Origin of the sequence: Paenibacillus abyssi (assembly GCF_014640295.1) — a bacterium.
GTDB lineage: Bacteria > Bacillota > Bacilli > Paenibacillales > Paenibacillaceae > Paenibacillus_D > Paenibacillus_D abyssi.
Map to the genome: position 1 here is coordinate 96,021 of NZ_BMGR01000010.1, position 17,671 is coordinate 113,691.

Consider the following 17,671-nt stretch of genomic DNA (forward strand, 5'->3'; position numbering starts at 1 on the left):
TTTTGTTTTCACAACCGGGGTGGTGCGGCAGTCGCCTCCGCTTCGCGCAAATGGAGCTGCCTCCGGCCGCGGTTGAAGCCTTGTTCCCAGAATTATATCCTATGGATGCAACAAGGCTTCAAAGGCGGCACGTAAACTCTCCGGCAGCTTCCATTTGCGCTTCGCTGCGGCTTTTGCCGCACCGTCAACCCCAAATGCAAAACCAAAAACCAAGCAGGAAAGAAGAAGTATGTGCAATAACAAAATGCTAATGCTATTGCACACTCAAATACAAACCAACAAATACAAACCCAATACGACACCTAAATTAAAACAATGGTTCGCTAGAAAAACCATAACCACTTCAATAACCGGATCTAACCTCTAATCCTTCTCGCAAGGCATTTTAGAACAACGATAACTGATTGGACTCCGGCAGGCCTCGGAAGCAGCCCATACTGTTTAATACTTCGATGACGGTTTTACTCGCCTTCGATTTTTGCTGGAAGTCTTCGATGGAGAGGAAATCGCCCTGCTCCTTCGCTGCGGCGATATTGCGGGCGGCGTTGTCGCCGATGCCGGCAATCGCGGCGAACGGAGGGATCAGCGAGTCTCCTTCAACTGTGAAACGCAGCGCATCCGATTTGAACAGATCGATAGGCTTGAATGAGAAGCCCCGCGCCGTCATCTCCAGCGCCATCTCCAGAATCGATACCATAGCTTTTTCCTTCGGCGTAGCTTGGAACCCCTTGGCGTCAATCTCAATCAATTTCCGCTTAATCGCATCATAACCTTGGCACAAAAGCTCAAGATCAAAATCCTCCGCCCGGACCGTAAAATAAGTCGCATAAAACTCTATTGGATAATACAGCTTGAAAAAGGCCGTTCTTACAGCCGAAATAACATAAGCTGCGGCATGCGCCTTCGGAAACATATACTCAATCTTCAAGCAGGAATCAATATACCACTGCGGCACTTTACAGTTTTTCATTTCGTCGATCCATTCGGGAGTCAAGCCTTTCCCTTTACGAACACTCTCGGTTATTTTGAACGCCAATCCGGCATCCATTCCCGCTTTATAAATCAAGAACAACATAATGTCATCCCGACAGCCGATAACAGTCTTGATGTTACATGTATTGTTTTTAATTAGTTCCTGAGCGTTGCCAAGCCACACTCCGGTTCCATGTGAAAGCCCTGAGATTTGCAGTAAATCCGCAAACGAGGAAGGCTGTGTTTCCTGCAGCATCTGGCGCACGAATTTGGTGCCCATCTCCGGAACCCCATAGGTTGCAACCGGCGTGCGGATCTGTTCCGAGGATACGCCCAAGGCTTCCGTAGAATTAAATAAACTCATGACCTTCGGATCATTCATCGGGATGGTTGTCGGATCGACTCCCGTCAAATCCTGCAGCATACGCATCATCGTCGGATCATCGTGCCCAAGAATATCAAGCTTAAGCAGGTTGGCATCAAAAGCATGATAATCAAAGTGCGTTGTTTTCCACTCCGCGCTCGTATCGTCAGCAGGAAACTGAACAGGCGTTATATCCTCTACTTCCATATAATCCGGTACCACGACGATACCGCCCGGATGCTGGCCGGTGCTGCGTTTCACGCCGGTACATCCGTTAGCAAGGCGGCTTAATTCGGCGCCTCGCCATTTCTTGGCTTGGTCCTCTTCATACTTTTTGGCAAAACCAAAGGCCGTCTTCTCGGCCACCGTGCCGATCGTTCCCGCACGGAACACGCTTTTCTCGCCGAACAGCACCTTTGTGTAGTTGTGCGCATGCGGCTGATATTCCCCGGAAAAGTTCAAGTCGATATCGGGAACCTTATCCCCTTTAAATCCAAGGAACGTCTCAAACGGAATATCCTGCCCTTCACCCTTCATCGGTTTGCCGCAGTTCGGACAGTTTTTGTCCGGCAGGTCAAAGCCGCTCGGCACACTGCCATCCAAGAACCATTCGCTATGCCTGCATTCCGGGTTTTTGCACAAATAATGGGCAGGCAGCGGGTTTACTTCGGAAATGCCAAGAAATGTTGCAACGACGGAAGATCCTACGGAACCGCGGGAACCAACCAGATATCCATCTTCGTTCGACTTTTTTACAAGACGCTCAGATATTAAATAGTTAGCCGAAAAGCCGTACTTGATAATCGGTACCAATTCCTTCTCGAGCCGCTGTACAACCACGTCCGGCACAGGCTCACCATACATTGCTTTGGCCGTCTCGTAACATTTCTCCCGGATTTCGTCGTCTGCTCCCTCAATAATCGGGGTAAACAGCTTATCCGGAAACATCTCGAACGGCTCAAAACGAGCCGCAAGATCCACTGTGTTACGAACGACAACCTCATACGCCATTTCCTTGCCCAAAAATTCAAATTCCTCGAGCATTTCATTGGTCGTACGGAAGTGCGCATCCGGCTTGCGCATGTCCTTTAACGGGCTGAATCCGGTAATGCCATGTATCGTAATATCGCGATAAATTTTATCTCTCGGGTTCAAATAATGGACATTTCCCGTAGCAATGACCGGCTTGCCAAGCTTCTCGCCGATTTGGACGACTCTGCGAAGTGCCTGTTCGATCTCCGCACGGCTACCGACCAATCCCTTGTCGACCAGATGCATATAGAAACCAACGGGTTGAATCTCAAGCACATCATAGAATCGCGCGGTTTCTTCCGCTTCTTCAAGCGATTTGTTTAATACCGTCTCGAAGAATTCGCCTTTCTCACAGCCCGAGATGACGATGAGCCCTTCCCGAAGTTCAACTAGCTTGCTTTTAGGAATACAGGCAACCCGTTTGAAATGCTTAGTATGCGACATGGAAATTAATTTGAACAGATTTTTTTTGCCTGTAGCGTTAATGGCATAAATATTGCAATGAAATGGACGAATATTGGATAAATCCAGCCCTACATAATCATTAAGCTGATGAAGTCCGGTAATATTGCGCGCTGCCGCATCCTGTATGAGGCCAAATAGGATACCGCCCAGTGCGATCGAGTCATCGATTGCGCGGTGATGGTTTTCCAGGCTGATTTTGTATTTATCAGCCAATGTATTCAACCGGTGATTTTTTAAAGTCGGATGCAGAAAACGAGCCAATTCCAGCGTATCCAGTACAGGATTCATGAGCTCAGGCATACCGTTTGCTTTGCAGGCCGCCTGAATAAAACCGATATCAAATCGCGCATTATGCGCAACGAGCACAGCATCCCCGATAAAATCAACGAACTCTCTCAGCTTCGGTTCCAGCTCCGGTGCGTCAACGACCATATCATCCGTAATGCTGGTAAGCTGCTGAATATGATAAGGAATTTTCTCATGCGGGTTAATGAAGGTCGAGAACCGGTCGATCTCCTTGCCTTCTTTCATTTTGACGCCGGCCAATTCAATAATTTTGTTGTTAATGACCGACAAACCGGTCGTCTCGATATCAAATACCACATATACTGCTGTTTGCAGCGGTTCTTCACGCGGGAGAAGCACCATCGGGACGGCATCATTGACGACATTCGCCTCAACGCCAAACAGCACTTGGATACCATTCTTTTTAGCTGCTTTGTAGGCGTCAGGATAACACTGCACGTTGCTATGGTCGGTAACAGCGATTGCCTTATGCCCCCACTTCGCCGCTGTCTTGATATAAGCATCTATTGGCGTTACGGCATCCATCGTGCTCATCGTTGTGTGCAAATGGAATTCTACCCGCTTTTCTTCCGCGTCATCCTTACGTTCCGCCGGCGCTTTGACCTCATGAAGATCATTGGGCATCATAACCAGCTCCGGTTCCTGCATGAACCGGTCATATTCCACTCTGCCGCGCGCTTTAATCCATTTCCCGTTAGACAGCAGGCTGAGTATTTTTACATCTTCCTTTGTTTTGGCAAACATCTTCATCGCGATCGAGTCGGAGAAGTCCGTCACATTAAATGTAAACAGCGTACTTCCGTTACGAAGCTCTTTCACATCCAGGCCAAATACCGTTCCTTGTACTGTGACCTTTTTTTCCTCCTCCAAAATCTGCATAATCGGAGTTGGTTCTTCACGAATATCATAACCGACCACAAGCCTCAGATCGCCCTCATCGACATCCGGCACATCGCTTACGCTGCTTGCCATCATCGCTTCGATGATTTCCCGTTCCTCCTGCGCCTGCCTTTGGTTAAACTTCTCTAGCTCCTCCGCTCGGGATTCACCTGCCAGAAGCTTCATTCGGAGCGTGCGCCGAAAACCTCGCTCAAAAAACTGGGATGCCGCTTCATCAATCTTCTTCTTTTTTGCCAGCTCCACAACCGTCTCATCCTGAAGCGTCAATGACAGCAGATCGCCTTCGATCTCTAATCTGGCTTTGCCAAGCCAGCCATTAACCGAGGCCATCTCCGATTGCGCCCATTCTACGAACAGCGGCCAGTAGGCTGTGATAAGCTCTGCAGTCTGTACATCCGGATCATATTCCGTAACGAATTGAACCGACGCGATATGAGCAAATTTATCTTTTATCGTTTGCGTAAATCGGATATGGGCCTGTAAAGGCACCAAGGACGTTTTGCGGATGCAAAACGTCCATTCCCGATTGGTGGAACTGACCAGAACTTTCTCGATCAGACCGTCCTTATAGTAGGTATCGATGAACTCCTGCGGCAGCTCCGCTTGCTTCATCAATAATTCAAATCGATGCCTTTTATCCCCTGGTTTGTCCATGATTCCCTCCCAATCCTACTGCGGTGCTGCGACGCGTATTAATAAGCGCGTGCAAACACAACCGTATGTGCTGCAGGGTCTCCGCATACTAGACACTTTTCTTTCTTGCTTGATGCCTCAAATGGAATATTTCGGCTCGTAGCGCCGGTTTCTTCTTTCACTTGCTTTTCACAGGCATCGGAACCACACCAACCGGCTTCGACAAATCCGCGTTTTTCCTCTACGAATGCTTTCATCTCATCCAGCGTATCCAATGACCGGAAGTTATCTTCACGGAAAGCTTTTGCTTTCTCAAACATATCTTGATGAATCTCTTGCAGCATACGTTCGACTTCTTCGACCAGGTTGTCCTGTGCGACAACACGCTTCTCACCGCTAATCCGGGATACGAGCACAACCACTCCGTTTTCCATATCACGCGGTCCCAGCTCAAGACGAAGCGGCACGCCGCGCATCTCATACTCATTGAACTTCCAGCCCGGACTTACATCGGACCGGTCATCAACACGCACACGCACACCGGCTTTTTTCAGCTCGGCATACAGCTCGTCCACTCGTCCTATAACCTGTTCGCGGGATTTCGGCGGCCCAATCGGAATCATAATGACCTGCGTAGGCGCCACTTTCGGCGGCAAAGCAAGACCGCGATCATCACCGTGCACCATGATCATCGCACCGATCAGGCGCGTGCTGACACCCCATGAAGTCGTATGCGCAAATTGCAGCGTGTTTTCCCGATCAAGGAATTTGATATCAAAAGCAATGGCAAAATTCGTGCCCAGATAATGGGAGGTTCCCGCTTGTACAGCGCGTCCATCCTTCATCATCGCTTCGATCGAGAAGGTATCGACCGCTCCTGCGAATTTCTCCGAAGGTGTCTTCTGGCCAACGATAACCGGAATCGCCAAAAAGTCTTCCACGAAATCCCGGTAGATCTCGAGCATCTGCATCGTTTCCTTGCGCGCTTCCTCTTCCGTCTCATGTGCCGTGTGGCCTTCCTGCCACAAAAATTCGCTCGTACGTAGGAAAGGAAGCGTCCGCTTTTCCCAACGAACCACGTTTGCCCATTGATTGATCAGCACCGGAAGATCGCGATAGGATTGAATCCATTTTGCATACATATGTCCGATCATCGTTTCAGAAGTAGGACGGATCGCAAGACGCTCTTCAAGCTTCTCTCCAGCTGCCTCGGTTACCCAAGGCAATTCTGGATTAAAGCCTTCCACGTGCTCTTTTTCTTTCTGGAAGAAGCTCTCCGGAATAAATAAAGGGAAGTAGGCGTTGCGATGTCCGGTTTCCTTGAAACGGCGGTCCAGGTCACGCTGAATATTTTCCCACAACTCATACCCCTCCGGCCGGAAAACAATACAGCCGCGTACAGGGGAGTAGTCCATTAACTCCGCTTTCTTAATAACATCAATATACCAGCGTGAAAAATCTTCACTCTGAGGCGTGATTTCCGTGACAAACTGCTTTTCCTTCGACATAAGGGCCTCCCAGAAACGTAGATAAGTGGTTGTATACCCGCCGGGATTCTTTCAAAACAATATCGGCGTTAACCCCTTACCAAGCGCAAAATATCATTATATGTTACTGCGATCATCAACAGCATCAGCATTGCAAAACCGATGAAATGAACCATACTCTCTCGATTCGGATCAACCGGTCTGCCGCGAAGCGCCTCCACCCCAAGAAAGATAAGACGGCTTCCATCCAATGCCGGGAACGGGAGCAAATTAAAGATGCCAAGATACAGACTGAGAATTGCGGTCCACGAAGTTAATTGCGCAATCCCTCTGCTGGCGATTTCACTCGTCATTTCCGCTGTTCTCACCGGTCCGCCAAGATCATCAAGGGCGAACTGACCGAAAATGAGCATTTTAAAACCTTCGAAAATGTTAATCGTCATATTCTTCATAGCTTGACCGGCAAATTTGAATGTTTCGGTAAATGAAGCGGAGCGCGTCGGGAACTTGGGTGCGATTCCGACTTTGCCGTCACCTGAATCGGAATCAGGATCCGGGATCGGAGTAATCTCCAAATTAATCAACTGGCCTTCGCGCACAACCGTCCATTTCATCAACACATTTGGCGAACTGCTGATCAATTCGATCATTTTGTTATAGTCGCCGCCAATTTCAACCCCATTAATCGTCTTGATCTCATCATCGACTTTTAAATTCGCCTTTGATGCCGGACGATCCGGGATAATCTCGCCAACCATGACCTTTTGCGGCGGGTCAATCGGAACGCCGGCCATTTGGATATAAGCCGCAAACAACACAAATGCCAATACGAAATTCATCATCGGACCGGCAAAAATCGCCAGTGCACGCTGTCCGACCGTCTTGCTTCCAAACTGCCGATCCAGCGGGGCAATTTGAACTTCCTTACCTTTGGTAATCATCATAGCTTGCGGATGCACGTCATAATGATCCTGGTCACCTTCAATATTTAAAGAAAGCTTTAACGTTTTCTCCAGATCGATGGCTTCCACTTCACCGCGAATGACATTACTGCGTTCATCCAACCGGTCCAAATAAATTTTTGTAACCTGATTGCCTTCCAATCGAACAGCAATTGTCTGTCCAGGCTGTACCTCCACAAGCTCGGGGTCTTCTCCGGCCATTCGAACGAAACCACCCGCCGGAATTAATCGCAGCGTATACCTTGTTTCACCCTTTTTAAGCGAAAACAACTTTGGACCAAATCCGATCGCAAATTCCCGAACGAGTATACCCGCCCGTTTGGCAAAATAAAAATGCCCCCATTCATGAATGGATACGATCACAAAAAAGACAAGAACTGTCAATAAGATGTTCTGAACCAATTCCACTTGTTCAGCCTCCTGTTCGTAACGGCCTGTACCTAGATTATCATTATTCTCCCCGCCGTTACAAGAGAACCGCCAACTAGATGCTTTCTGCTACCGCCCTTGCCCATGTATCTGTTTCTTCAATGGCTTGCAAATCAGGCAGTACTATAGGCTGATGTCGTTCGAGCACCTTCTCCAGGATCCGTTCGATTTCCAAAAAAGTGATCTCTCCTCTTAGAAAGCGGGCAACGGCTACCTCATTCGCAGCATTAAACACCGTTGTGGCAGAACCGCCCTTACGGCCGCATTCAAATGCCATTCGCAGGCAAGGATAACGTTCATAATCCATTTCCCTAAATTGAAGCTTGCCTACCTCAGCAAGCCGAAACGGCTTCGTAGGGGTAACGAAACGCTGCGGATATGTCAAAGCATATTGTATGGGCACCCGCATATCCGGCCAGCCAAGCTGTGCAATACTGCTGTTATCGACAAATTCCACGTAAGAGTGGATAATGCTTTCGGGATGAATGAGTACTTCAATCTGATCATAAGAGACATCAAATAACCAATGCGCCTCGATGACTTCCAGCCCTTTATTAACCATTGTAGCAGAATCAATCGTTATTTTTGCACCCATCGACCAATTGGGATGATTCAGTGCTTGCTCGACCGTTACGCCATCCAGCTCCTCGCGGGTTTTATCCCGAAATGAGCCGCCAGAGGCTGTTAGAATGATCTTTTGGACAGCTCCCCTGTCCTCGCCGTTTAAACATTGAAAGATCGCAGAGTGTTCGCTGTCAATCGGCAAAATGGAGACACCTTTTTCCCGTGCACGATTCATTACCAGGTGTCCTGCAGTAACCAATGTCTCCTTGTTGGCCAGGCCAATCGTAATTCCGGCATCGATAGCCGCTAATGTGGATCGCAATCCCCGGCTGCCGACAAGCGCCGTAACGACACAATCCGCCCCGGTTCCCGCTGCTGTCTCGATAAGTCCTTCTTCCCCATGCAATACCTTTATATCAGATGGAAGAAGAGATGCCGCCTGCTCAGCGGCCTCCTTTGTAGAAAGCGAAACCGTCTGAGGGCGAAATTGAAGGACCTGCTCCACAAGAAGCGGGACATTTGTGCCACCCGACAATCCGACAACCTCATATTGTTCCGGATGATAGGCGATGACATCGAGCGTTTGCGTACCGATCGATCCAGTCGAGCCCAATATGGATATTTTTTTCAACAATTACTCCTCCTACAGGTTTTGCGAAGCAAAAACAACTTCGTGAGAAAAACCATCACTCTCAAAGCAAGCCTGTCAAAGTAAGGATCGGGAAAACAATCAGCCAACTGTCGCAGCGATCAAGTACGCCGCCATGACCAGGAAGAAGGGTCCCGGTATCTTTAATGCCGCGAACTCGTTTGTAGGCGGATTGAATAAGATCTCCTAATTGCCCTGCGACAGCACAAACCACGCCAATGATAAGCGCTTGGCCTAGTCCTATCCAATCAGGGGTTAACAAAGCAAACGCCAAAGCGACAACAAGCGATAATAATACGCCCCCTATTGCACCTTCTACCGTTTTGTTTGGACTGATCGATGGCCAAAGCTTGTTTTTGCCAAAGGCCCGTCCGCTGAAATAAGCACCGATATCGGAAGCCCAGATACATCCAAATGCCAAAAAAGTGGACAGCAGGCCATATGGATCAAGAGCACGCACTGTCATCATCGCCGAAAAGCCAAAGCCAATATAAACGGCACCTATCAGCAGGCTGGCAGCGTGATCGATCGTGATTTTATTTTTGGACAGGACAGTAATGCTGAGAAGTAAAAACATCAGCATCCATAGAATAAGCTCAGAGGATGGCCTTGTAAGCTGGAGCTCGCTCCAAGGAAATACCAAAAAAAGCAGTCCAGCAAAACCAAGCAGGGCTGCCGGTTGATGCCACTTTAAACTGTTCATGCGCACAAACTCAGCATAACCGATTAAAGAAAGCAGAAGCAGCATACCTATGTATGGCCAGCCCCCAAGTATGGCCATGCCAATAAAACCCGATCCGGCTATAATTCCGGTTATGATTCGTTGTTTCAACGTTCAGCACGCTCCAATTGGGCTATAACCCGCCATAACGGCGAGCCCGCCGCTGGTATTCACGAATCGCTTCGTAGAAATGCTCATCCTGAAACTCCGGCCAGTACACATCGGTAAACCAGAGTTCACTATAAGCCAGCTGCCAGAGCATAAAATTACTGATTCGAAGCTCACCGCTAGTACGTATGAGCAGGTCAGGATCAGGCAGTCCTGTCGATAGCAGAAAGGACTCCATATGCCGCTCTGCGATGTGATCAGGATCGAGCCTTCCCTGCTTGACTTCATTCCCAATGCATCGTACAGCATCAATCATTTCTTTGCGACTGCCATAGTTTAGGGCAAAATTCAGTACGAGACCCGTATTATTTGCTGTTTTGCGAATCGCTTCTTCAACTGCTTCCAACGTATAATCCGGAAGATTCTCCTTGTACCCCATCATTCGCACTTGAACATTATTCCGCATTAGGTCATCAAGCTCAATGGAGAGAAACTCTTGGGGCAGCTTCATTAAGAAATCGACTTCCGCCTTAGGCCGCTTCCAATTCTCTGTTGAGAAGGCATACAACGTTAAATATTTGACACCAAGCCGGTCTGCGGCCATCGTAATCCGTTTGACCGTCTTCATACCTGAATGATGACCAGCCATTCTCGGCAATCCCCGACTCTTGGCCCATCTGCCGTTACCGTCCATAATAATAGCCACATGCGTAGGGATATTATCAGGATCCAATGCTTCCCCTGTATTGCTCAACGGTTTGGCAAACCATTTCTTCAACCGCTCGATCATACCATTTCCTCCCCGTTGGGACTTGAAGCGTGAAATCTATTTTTACTGTATTATACAACAAACCCCACCTATCGGAGGGGCCGGTGTTCATTTTAAACTTCCATAATCTCTTTCTCTTTTGCCGCCATCACTTTGTCGACTTCACCGATAAAACGGTCTGTTGTTTTCTGGATATCATCTTGATGTCTGCGTGACTCGTCTTCGGAAATGTCCGTTTTCTCGAGTTTTTTAATATCATCATTCGCATCGCGGCGAATGTTACGGATAGCTACTTTTGCTTCCTCGCCAAATTTCTTCGTTGCTTTGACAAGCTCAGCACGTCTTTCTTCGGTAAGGGCAGGAATGCCAATGCGGATCATATTGCCATCATTTGAAGGCGTAAGGCCCAAATCCGATTTAAGGATTGCTTTTTCGATGGAAGAAAGCGACGTTTTGTCCCAAGGCTGGATCATCAGCGTCCTTGAATCCGGCGTCGTAATATTGGCTAACTGGTTAACAGGCGTCATCGCGCCATAATACTCCACCTGCACACGGTCCAGCAATGCCGGCACTGCTCGCCCAGCACGAAGTGTTGCCAAATCCCGTTTTAATGCGGCAATGGCTTTATCCATTCTTTCTTCGGTGTTTTTCTTAATCGATTGCGGCACTAGTCGACACTTCCTTTCACAATCGTACCGATTTTCTCACCAAGCACAACCCGCTTAATATTGCCGCTCTCGGTAATAGAGAAGACGACCAGCGGTATATTATTATCCATACAAAGCGATGAAGCTGTAGAATCCATCACGCCCAGATTGCGATTGAGAACCTCAAGATATGTCAGCTGCTCAAACTTTTCTGCCGTTTCATCCTTGAACGGATCAGCAGAATATACGCCGTCCACTTTATTCTTCGCCATCAAGATGACTTCAGCTTCAATCTCCGCCGCCCGAAGCGCAGCGGTCGTATCCGTTGAGAAGAACGGATTGCCCGTCCCTGCAGCAAAGATGACTACGCGACCCTTCTCCAAATGACGAATTGCACGCCGGCGAATATACGGCTCAGCGATTTGCTGCATCGCTATGGATGTTTGCACACGGGTTGGTACATCAATTTGCTCTAATGCATCTTGTAAAGCGAGCGAATTCATCACAGTGGCTAACATTCCCATGTAGTCTGCTGTTGCCCGGTCAATTCCTTTGGCACTTCCAGCGATGCCTCGCCAAATGTTGCCGCCTCCTACGACAATAGCGACTTCTACATTTAACTCGACAACTTCCTTGACTTGTTCGGCAATTGAAGAGATCATTGCGGCATCAATGCCATAGCCATTTTGCCCGGACAACGATTCACCGCTCACCTTCAATACAATGCGTTTAAACACGGGAGTCTCCAACGTATTTACCTCCATCTTGCACCTCAGCGAGGTTGATCATTTATATAATAATGAAGCGGGGCGGACGAGCCGCCCCGCCATTTGCGTTCGGATTAAAGTTTTGCTTGCGACATAACTTCTTCAACGAAGTTGTCTTGTTTTTTCTCCAAGCCTTCGCCCAGTTCGTAACGAACAAAGCGACGGATCGAAATGTTTTCACCGATCGTGCTTACTTTCTCATTAAGAAGCGTCGAGATGGTTTTGTCTGGATCTTTGATGAAGGACTGCTCCAAGAGACAGAACTCTTCATAGTATTTACCGATGCGGCCTTCTACCATTTTGTCGACGATATGAGCAGGCTTGCCTTCATTCAAAGCTTGAGCTTTCAAAATCTCACGCTCTTTATCAAGCTCTTCTGCTGGCACTTCTTCGCGGCGAACATATTTTGGATTCGCTGCAGCGATTTGCATCGCAATATCTCTGGCAAATTCGCGGAATTGATCTGTTTTGGCAACGAAGTCAGTTTCGCAGTTAACTTCTACCAATACGCCAATTCGGCCACCAGCATGAATATAAGACTCAACGACACCTTCAGTTGCAATACGGCCAGCTTTGTTAGCCGCAGCTGCCAGACCTTTCTCGCGAAGAATGTCTGTTGCTTTTTGGATATCACCATTAGCTTCATCAAGAGCTTTCTTACAATCCAACATTCCAGCGCCTGTTTTTTCGCGCAATTCTTTAACCGCACTTGCACTAACTGCCATGATTAACCCTCCTGATCATCTCAATGAAATTATGTAACAGATTAACTGTTAACTATTCTAAAAAAAGGGCGGTGAGAGGTTATACACCTTCTGACCACCCTTCTTGTTCAAGCAATACAATTATGCTGTCGTTTGTTCGCCTTGGTTAGCTTCCACGATCGCATCAGCCATTTTGGAAGTAAGCAATTTAACGGCACGAATAGCATCATCGTTACCCGGAATAACGTAGTCGATCTCGTCCGGATCACAGTTAGTATCAACGATACCTACGATTGGAATACCCAATTTGCGAGCTTCTGCAACAGCAATGCGCTCTTTGCGAGGATCGATGATAAACAATGCGCTTGGCAAACCTCTCATGCCTTTAATGCCGCCGAGGAATTTCTCCAAACGATCTTTTTCTTTATTAAGAATGATAACTTCTTTCTTAGGCAGAACTTCAAATGTTCCGTCCTCAGCCCATTTTTCCAATTGACGCAAACGGTCGATCCGTTTTTGAATCGTTTGGAAGTTAGTCAGCGTGCCGCCGAGCCAACGTTGGTTAATGTAGAAGTTTCCGCAACGTTCTGCTTCTTCTTTAACGGAATCTTGAGCTTGCTTCTTCGTGCCTACAAAAAGCACTGTGCCGCCTTCTTCCGCTACAGAGCGTACAAAGTTGTATGCCTCTTCCACTTTTTTGACCGTTTTTTGCAGGTCAATAATGTAAATGCCGTTTCTTTCGGTGAAGATATAACGATCCATCTTAGGGTTCCAACGACGAGTTTGGTGACCGAAATGTACCCCAGCTTCTAATAGCTGTTTCATGGAAATTACCGCCATCTCCACAACACCTCCTGTAAATGGTTTTTAATTTTGCCTCCGCCTATCGCATCTTTCGGCAAGACTCGCGACCTGGCCGCAAGCACCCCTGACGAAATTGATTGGCGTGTGTTTTTAACACCGTCAATTACTATACCATAACTGTATATGCTATGCAACCTAGATTATGTTCCAGACAAAAAATCGCCATTGTCCATCTACTCTACTCAATCGGAAAAGAAAGAATCGGGTCTTGAGTGATGGTTTCTTTAACCTGTTCCTCGCTTGGCATTCCCTCAAAATAAAAGGTTCCGCTGCGGATCTTGCGGCTGCGATCACGCATAGAAGAAATAAACTGGTACTTATCTTCAATCAGTCCGTAATCCTCCAGCATTTGAGCCGTATCATTCAAGTTTGACCCGCTCGTAATTCGTACGATTCGAATCAAAGACTTTTCATCCGGCTCATTTGCGGCTGCCTTTTCCGCTTGCTCCGCATCCGCATGTTCCGGTTCCAAAGCAGCAAGACGCCCCCTCTCTTGAGCGATCATTTGATCGACTTCCTCTTGAGAGTAGAGCTTGTCAGTTACACCCGTACTATTCTGTTCTGCCTGCATCAGATCCGACTCTTGCTGCTTTGCAGTAATCATAAGCTGAAGCAGCAGCGCACCTAAGATCAATCCCATGCCCAGACCGATGACAAATGATCGTTTTCTATACACGGTGCCGTTCCTCCTGCCTCGATAACTGAAGGATGAGTTGAACTTCACCTTTATTTAAGCCTGATTTTTTGGCAATGAAGTCAATGGATTTGCCTTGTTCATGCATTTGGAACAGCTCCTCATACCGATCGCGAATGAGCGGCGTGCCAGAAGTAATCTCATCTTCCAAGCTGTCCATAGATCGGCCGATAGCTTGGTGTGCGGAGGTTTCCTGCCCGGCATCGGATTCCACTGCAGTAATTCCTTTGGGCTGACTCATCGACGCAATCGACCGGATATCTTCATGAAGCCGCTGCAGCAGGGCATCGTACTTTCGGTCCTGCACTTCAATAAGCTGTTCAAGCTGTGCGCATCGCCGTTCAAGCTGAAGAATCCGTCCCTCTTGTTTGGCGGCATCCTCCCGCCATTCCTTTTGGGTTTTGGATACCGTTTTAACGAGATCCTGATTGTCTGCTTCCATTTGCCCCATAAATTGCTCTAAAGCCACTTCTATATTTTGGATGGTTTGATTGCCGTCAGACGTCTTTGCTTTCCTTGGAAGCGCCAGTGCGCAGACGACTGCAAAGGCACCTAGTAATACGATATATATCCAAGGTTCATCCATACCGCTCACCTGCAGTTCTTAATTTATAGTGAAATGTCGATGTGTTTGCCTTTGTAAGGGTGTGAACTGGAAACTTCTCCATGATCCGGCGCAGCCTTCTGGGGCTTGCGTTTTTTTTGTTCCTGCTTTTCTTGGGAACCGCTGGATTGATCATGGACGTTTAGTCCAACCGTTTCTTCAATATTAGTATTTTTGTGCCGTTGCATTTCCGTTTGTTTTGCCGCATCGTCGGCAAGTTTATTCTGTTCAACTAACGGTTTATGCATCAAATGGCTTTGCAGGTTACTTGCTTCAGGCGTACGTGGTATGGAAATTTGCAGATCAATCGATTTAAAGGTCATTGGTTATTCCCCCCACCCGTAATCTTGATTTCGGATCAATAATATGGAGTCATTACAATGTCACCCTCTGAGTAACGAAAAGATACGCGCTGTACTGTTTCTTTGACAAAACGCGTATAACGCCCAATGACGATTTTTGTACCGCCGTATACCGTATTGACTGCATCGACTCTCGCTCTGTCAGTATCATCTAATGTTCTTTCAATCGCAAAAATTTGTTCCTTGACTGAAGTTTGCTCATCAGCTGCTTGTCTTTTGGTTGCCGTCAGCTTTATCCTCATGGCAAGCTTGTCAGAAGATAACTGTCCTGCAGCCGCCAGCTGGTCCAATAACACCAGCGCTTTCTCTGTTTTATCAAGATTTTCAGTCAAGGTTTTGAGATGCGATCTTAATTCATTCAATTGGGCCCGCAGTTCCGGCTTTACACCAACCTCGATTGTTGTAGCGGTTGACATTGTATTGCCGATCGTTCTCGCTGACACTTTTTCACCGGCCTGCACCGTACCGCCTACCAATAGGCCTTTTGCGCCCGCACAAAGCACGTTGTGCCCCGCGCGTACATTGGAATGCATAATGCTTTGGGATACGATGATATCTTCTGCAGCGAACACATTCCCTTCCTGAATAAAAGAGCTCTTGATGTTTTTGCCCGCTAAGATGTGCCCTTTGTGCCCGGCAAGAATGCCTCCGGTTATTTCGATAGAACCTTCGCTCTCCAGCTCCGCTCCTTCTACACCGCCAATAATCCGAATGTCGCCGGAGGCTTTAATGCGAAAACCGGTCAACACATTACCGCGTACAACAACCGTTCCTACAAAATCAATGTTACCCGTATTGTAATCCACATCGCCGTTTACTTCATAAACGGGAAATACATTAATTTTGTCACGGTCTGTTTTTGTAATCATCCCGTCAATCGCTGCATATAGTGAGGTTTCATCCGGTCCGACCACAACATTTTTCCCTACCTTGAACCGGGCTTCCTTCCCATCTTTTCCAAACAGCACCTCACCGGTTACAGCGTTGCCATGCCGGGCGGCTTCAGCAGGAATCTTCTCTGCAATCAGCTGTCCGCGCCTGACATTTCGAAGCTGGATGACTTCTTTTAAATCCACCTTGCCATCTTCAAGCTCAGCCGGCTTTAATTGATGGTCATCCATATCATAAATATATTTAATGGACCCGTTGCTGCCGTCCTGAGGAGACTGCCCCTTAGCAATAACGGTCTTATTATAAAAGAACGGTTTCGGATTTTTTGCAATTTGATCAAGGACCGCGATATCGATCCCGAAAACGATGCCGTTTGAGGCAATCCATTGCTCCAGTTCTGCGGTGGTCGTCGTAAAACTATCCTCAGCGCGAAGGAAAAAGAGCGACGCATTCAGCTTGTCCTGCGAAATATCGATCCCGATATAGGCCTCCAACGCCCTTTCTTCTTTCATAATAACCCTCCATTCACCATTAATGTTCCATGAGTTGGTTCTTATGCTTAGCTAAGGCACCGCGCAGGCGTAATATCGCTTTGGAATGCAGTTGTGAAATTCGAGAAGGGGATAATGACATGACTTCCGCAATTTCACTCAACGAAAGCTCCTCGTAATAAAAAAGAGATATCACGATTCTTTCCTTCTCTGTCAAACGTTCAATTCCTTTCACAAGTGTTTCCTTCATGTAAAACTCATGGGCCTTATGATCCGGATTTTTAGCTTTTTCATCAACCAACAGGGACAATCGGGTTTCAGACTCTTCTTCCCGAATCGGATCTTCTAAAGAACACACTGTCGTAACCGCAATATCCTGCAGCATCTGTACGAAATCTTTTTCACTTACATTAAGATATGTGCTCATTTCCGCATCGCTGACGGAACGCAAATATTTATGTTCTAGCTGCTGATAAGCATCCTCTATTTTTTTAGCCTTTTCCCTGATCGAACGGGGCACCCAGTCCCCTTGACGCAGGCCGTCAATCATAGCACCGCGAATACGCCAGGAAGCGTAAGTTTCAAATTGAAGCCCCCGCCGGTAATCGAATTTCTCAACGGCATCGATTAGTCCCATTACCCCATTGCTGGCGAGATCATCCTTAGAGACATTCTTGGGCAAGCCGATCGCCATCCGGTTCGTGACATATTCCACTAACGGAAGATACTGCTCGATAAGCTGTTTTTTTGCTTCGATATCTCTATCTTCTTTCCATTTTCTCCACATCTCGATGTTGGACAAATGAGGCGTTTTCGGTTCAATCATCGTCTCACCCTCCTAAAGCCTTCTGCTCCGCCTGTATAAACCATTATTGTTCACTAAGATGACGCACTGCCTGCGCCAATTGTTCCGGCGACTTGTCTTGCGTTGATACAAGCTTTGGAGGCGTTAGCGGCTCAAATGCTTCTTTAGGCATCTCTTGCTGGCTTCCACCATCCATCTGCTCTTTTAACATCCGGTTCAAATCGTCGTTATCATCCGGAGTGACAATATCCAGCGCGGCACCTTTATTCTCTTCTTCAACCCCCGGCTGTTGACTATGGTTGGGAGGAGCTATCAAGTACAATACCAAGCGAAGCGCATACGCTATTGCAAAAAAAGAGACAAAAGCGTAAACGCTCTTTAGCAAAGTGACAGCGATACCGTTACTACTTATTGAGAAGAAGAAGATCAGAAAAAAGCCAAACAAACCAAAAAAGATATTCCAACGTATGGAACCCAGCAT

The 17,671-nt window shown here is 47.4% G+C and carries 16 protein-coding genes; all 16 read right to left on the reverse strand.

Annotation, left to right across the window (positions count from 1 at the left end):
• Window positions 1–385: 385 nt before the first annotated feature.
• Window positions 386–4,693 (reverse strand): PolC-type DNA polymerase III, encoded by a 4,308-nt coding sequence (locus IEW11_RS15625; protein WP_188532001.1) that lies wholly within the window; start codon window positions 4,691–4,693, stop codon window positions 386–388.
• A gap of 38 nt (window positions 4,694–4,731) precedes the next feature.
• Window positions 4,732–6,180 carry a proline--tRNA ligase gene (gene proS, locus IEW11_RS15630; RefSeq protein WP_188532002.1) on the reverse strand — a complete coding sequence of 483 codons (1,449 nt, stop codon included), beginning with the start codon at window positions 6,178–6,180 and terminating at the stop codon, window positions 4,732–4,734.
• A gap of 68 nt (window positions 6,181–6,248) precedes the next feature.
• Window positions 6,249–7,529: an RIP metalloprotease RseP gene (rseP, locus tag IEW11_RS15635; RefSeq protein WP_188532003.1), complete on the reverse strand. Its 1,281-nt coding sequence runs from the start codon at window positions 7,527–7,529 to the stop codon at window positions 6,249–6,251.
• Window positions 7,530–7,605: 76 nt separating this feature from the next.
• Window positions 7,606–8,745: a 1-deoxy-D-xylulose-5-phosphate reductoisomerase gene (locus tag IEW11_RS15640; RefSeq protein ID WP_188532004.1), complete on the reverse strand. Its 1,140-nt coding sequence runs from the start codon at window positions 8,743–8,745 to the stop codon at window positions 7,606–7,608.
• Between the two features lie 61 nt (window positions 8,746–8,806).
• Window positions 8,807–9,595 carry a phosphatidate cytidylyltransferase gene (locus IEW11_RS15645; protein WP_188532005.1) on the reverse strand — a complete coding sequence of 263 codons (789 nt, stop codon included), beginning with the start codon at window positions 9,593–9,595 and terminating at the stop codon, window positions 8,807–8,809.
• Window positions 9,596–9,617: 22 nt separating this feature from the next.
• The gene (gene uppS, locus IEW11_RS15650; protein WP_188532006.1) at window positions 9,618–10,382 is read right to left on the reverse strand and encodes an undecaprenyl pyrophosphate synthase; all 765 of its coding nucleotides are present in this window, start codon (window positions 10,380–10,382) and stop codon (window positions 9,618–9,620) included.
• Window positions 10,383–10,474: 92 nt separating this feature from the next.
• Window positions 10,475–11,029 (reverse strand): ribosome recycling factor, encoded by a 555-nt coding sequence (frr, locus tag IEW11_RS15655; protein WP_188532007.1) that lies wholly within the window; start codon window positions 11,027–11,029, stop codon window positions 10,475–10,477.
• On the reverse strand, window positions 11,029–11,757 hold the full coding sequence (pyrH, locus tag IEW11_RS15660; RefSeq protein WP_229725331.1) for a UMP kinase: 729 nt from the start codon (window positions 11,755–11,757) through the stop codon (window positions 11,029–11,031). Before pyrH ends, frr begins: the two co-directional genes overlap by 1 nt.
• A gap of 92 nt (window positions 11,758–11,849) precedes the next feature.
• Window positions 11,850–12,500, reverse strand: coding sequence for a translation elongation factor Ts (gene tsf, locus IEW11_RS15665; protein ID WP_188532009.1), 651 nt, complete (start codon window positions 12,498–12,500; stop codon window positions 11,850–11,852).
• 120 nt (window positions 12,501–12,620) lie between these two features.
• Window positions 12,621–13,319 carry a 30S ribosomal protein S2 gene (gene rpsB, locus IEW11_RS15670; protein WP_188532010.1) on the reverse strand — a complete coding sequence of 233 codons (699 nt, stop codon included), beginning with the start codon at window positions 13,317–13,319 and terminating at the stop codon, window positions 12,621–12,623.
• Window positions 13,320–13,521: 202 nt separating this feature from the next.
• A complete protein-coding gene (locus tag IEW11_RS15675; protein WP_188532011.1) occupies window positions 13,522–14,019 on the reverse strand; it encodes a hypothetical protein in 498 nt (165 codons plus the stop codon).
• Complete coding sequence (locus IEW11_RS15680) at window positions 14,012–14,623, reverse strand: hypothetical protein (RefSeq protein WP_188532012.1); 612 nt, start codon at window positions 14,621–14,623, stop codon at window positions 14,012–14,014. The genes IEW11_RS15675 and IEW11_RS15680 overlap by 8 nt, the downstream gene beginning before the upstream one ends.
• Before the next feature lie 23 nt (window positions 14,624–14,646).
• Window positions 14,647–14,964, reverse strand: a complete 318-nt coding sequence (locus IEW11_RS15685) for a hypothetical protein (RefSeq protein WP_188532013.1) — start codon at window positions 14,962–14,964, stop codon at window positions 14,647–14,649.
• Between the two features lie 35 nt (window positions 14,965–14,999).
• Window positions 15,000–16,406: a flagellar assembly protein A gene (locus IEW11_RS15690; RefSeq protein ID WP_188532014.1), complete on the reverse strand. Its 1,407-nt coding sequence runs from the start codon at window positions 16,404–16,406 to the stop codon at window positions 15,000–15,002.
• A 19-nt stretch (window positions 16,407–16,425) separates the two neighbouring features.
• Entirely contained in the window at window positions 16,426–17,211 is a 786-nt protein-coding gene (locus IEW11_RS15695) for a FliA/WhiG family RNA polymerase sigma factor (RefSeq protein WP_188532015.1), read from the reverse strand.
• A 43-nt stretch (window positions 17,212–17,254) separates the two neighbouring features.
• Window positions 17,255–17,671, reverse strand: a complete 417-nt coding sequence (locus IEW11_RS15700) for a hypothetical protein (RefSeq protein WP_188532016.1) — start codon at window positions 17,669–17,671, stop codon at window positions 17,255–17,257.

Excerpts from the sequence above, each read along its gene's own strand:
- rpsB (WP_188532010.1), bottom strand. The coding sequence starts at position 13,319 with ATGGCGGTAATTTCCATGAAACAGCTATTAGAAGCTGGGGTACATTTC.
- IEW11_RS15690 (WP_188532014.1), bottom strand. The coding sequence starts at position 16,406 with ATGAAAGAAGAAAGGGCGTTGGAGGCCTATATCGGGATCGATATTTCG.
- IEW11_RS15685 (WP_188532013.1), bottom strand. The coding sequence starts at position 14,964 with ATGACCTTTAAATCGATTGATCTGCAAATTTCCATACCACGTACGCCT.
- IEW11_RS15700 (WP_188532016.1), bottom strand. The coding sequence starts at position 17,671 with ATGCTGGGTTCCATACGTTGGAATATCTTTTTTGGTTTGTTTGGCTTT.
- proS (WP_188532002.1), bottom strand. The coding sequence starts at position 6,180 with ATGTCGAAGGAAAAGCAGTTTGTCACGGAAATCACGCCTCAGAGTGAA.
- tsf (WP_188532009.1), bottom strand. The coding sequence starts at position 12,500 with ATGGCAGTTAGTGCAAGTGCGGTTAAAGAATTGCGCGAAAAAACAGGC.
- IEW11_RS15680 (WP_188532012.1), bottom strand. The coding sequence starts at position 14,623 with ATGGATGAACCTTGGATATATATCGTATTACTAGGTGCCTTTGCAGTC.
- uppS (WP_188532006.1), bottom strand. The coding sequence starts at position 10,382 with ATGATCGAGCGGTTGAAGAAATGGTTTGCCAAACCGTTGAGCAATACA.
- IEW11_RS15695 (WP_188532015.1), bottom strand. The coding sequence starts at position 17,211 with ATGATTGAACCGAAAACGCCTCATTTGTCCAACATCGAGATGTGGAGA.
- IEW11_RS15625 (WP_188532001.1), bottom strand. The coding sequence starts at position 4,693 with ATGGACAAACCAGGGGATAAAAGGCATCGATTTGAATTATTGATGAAG.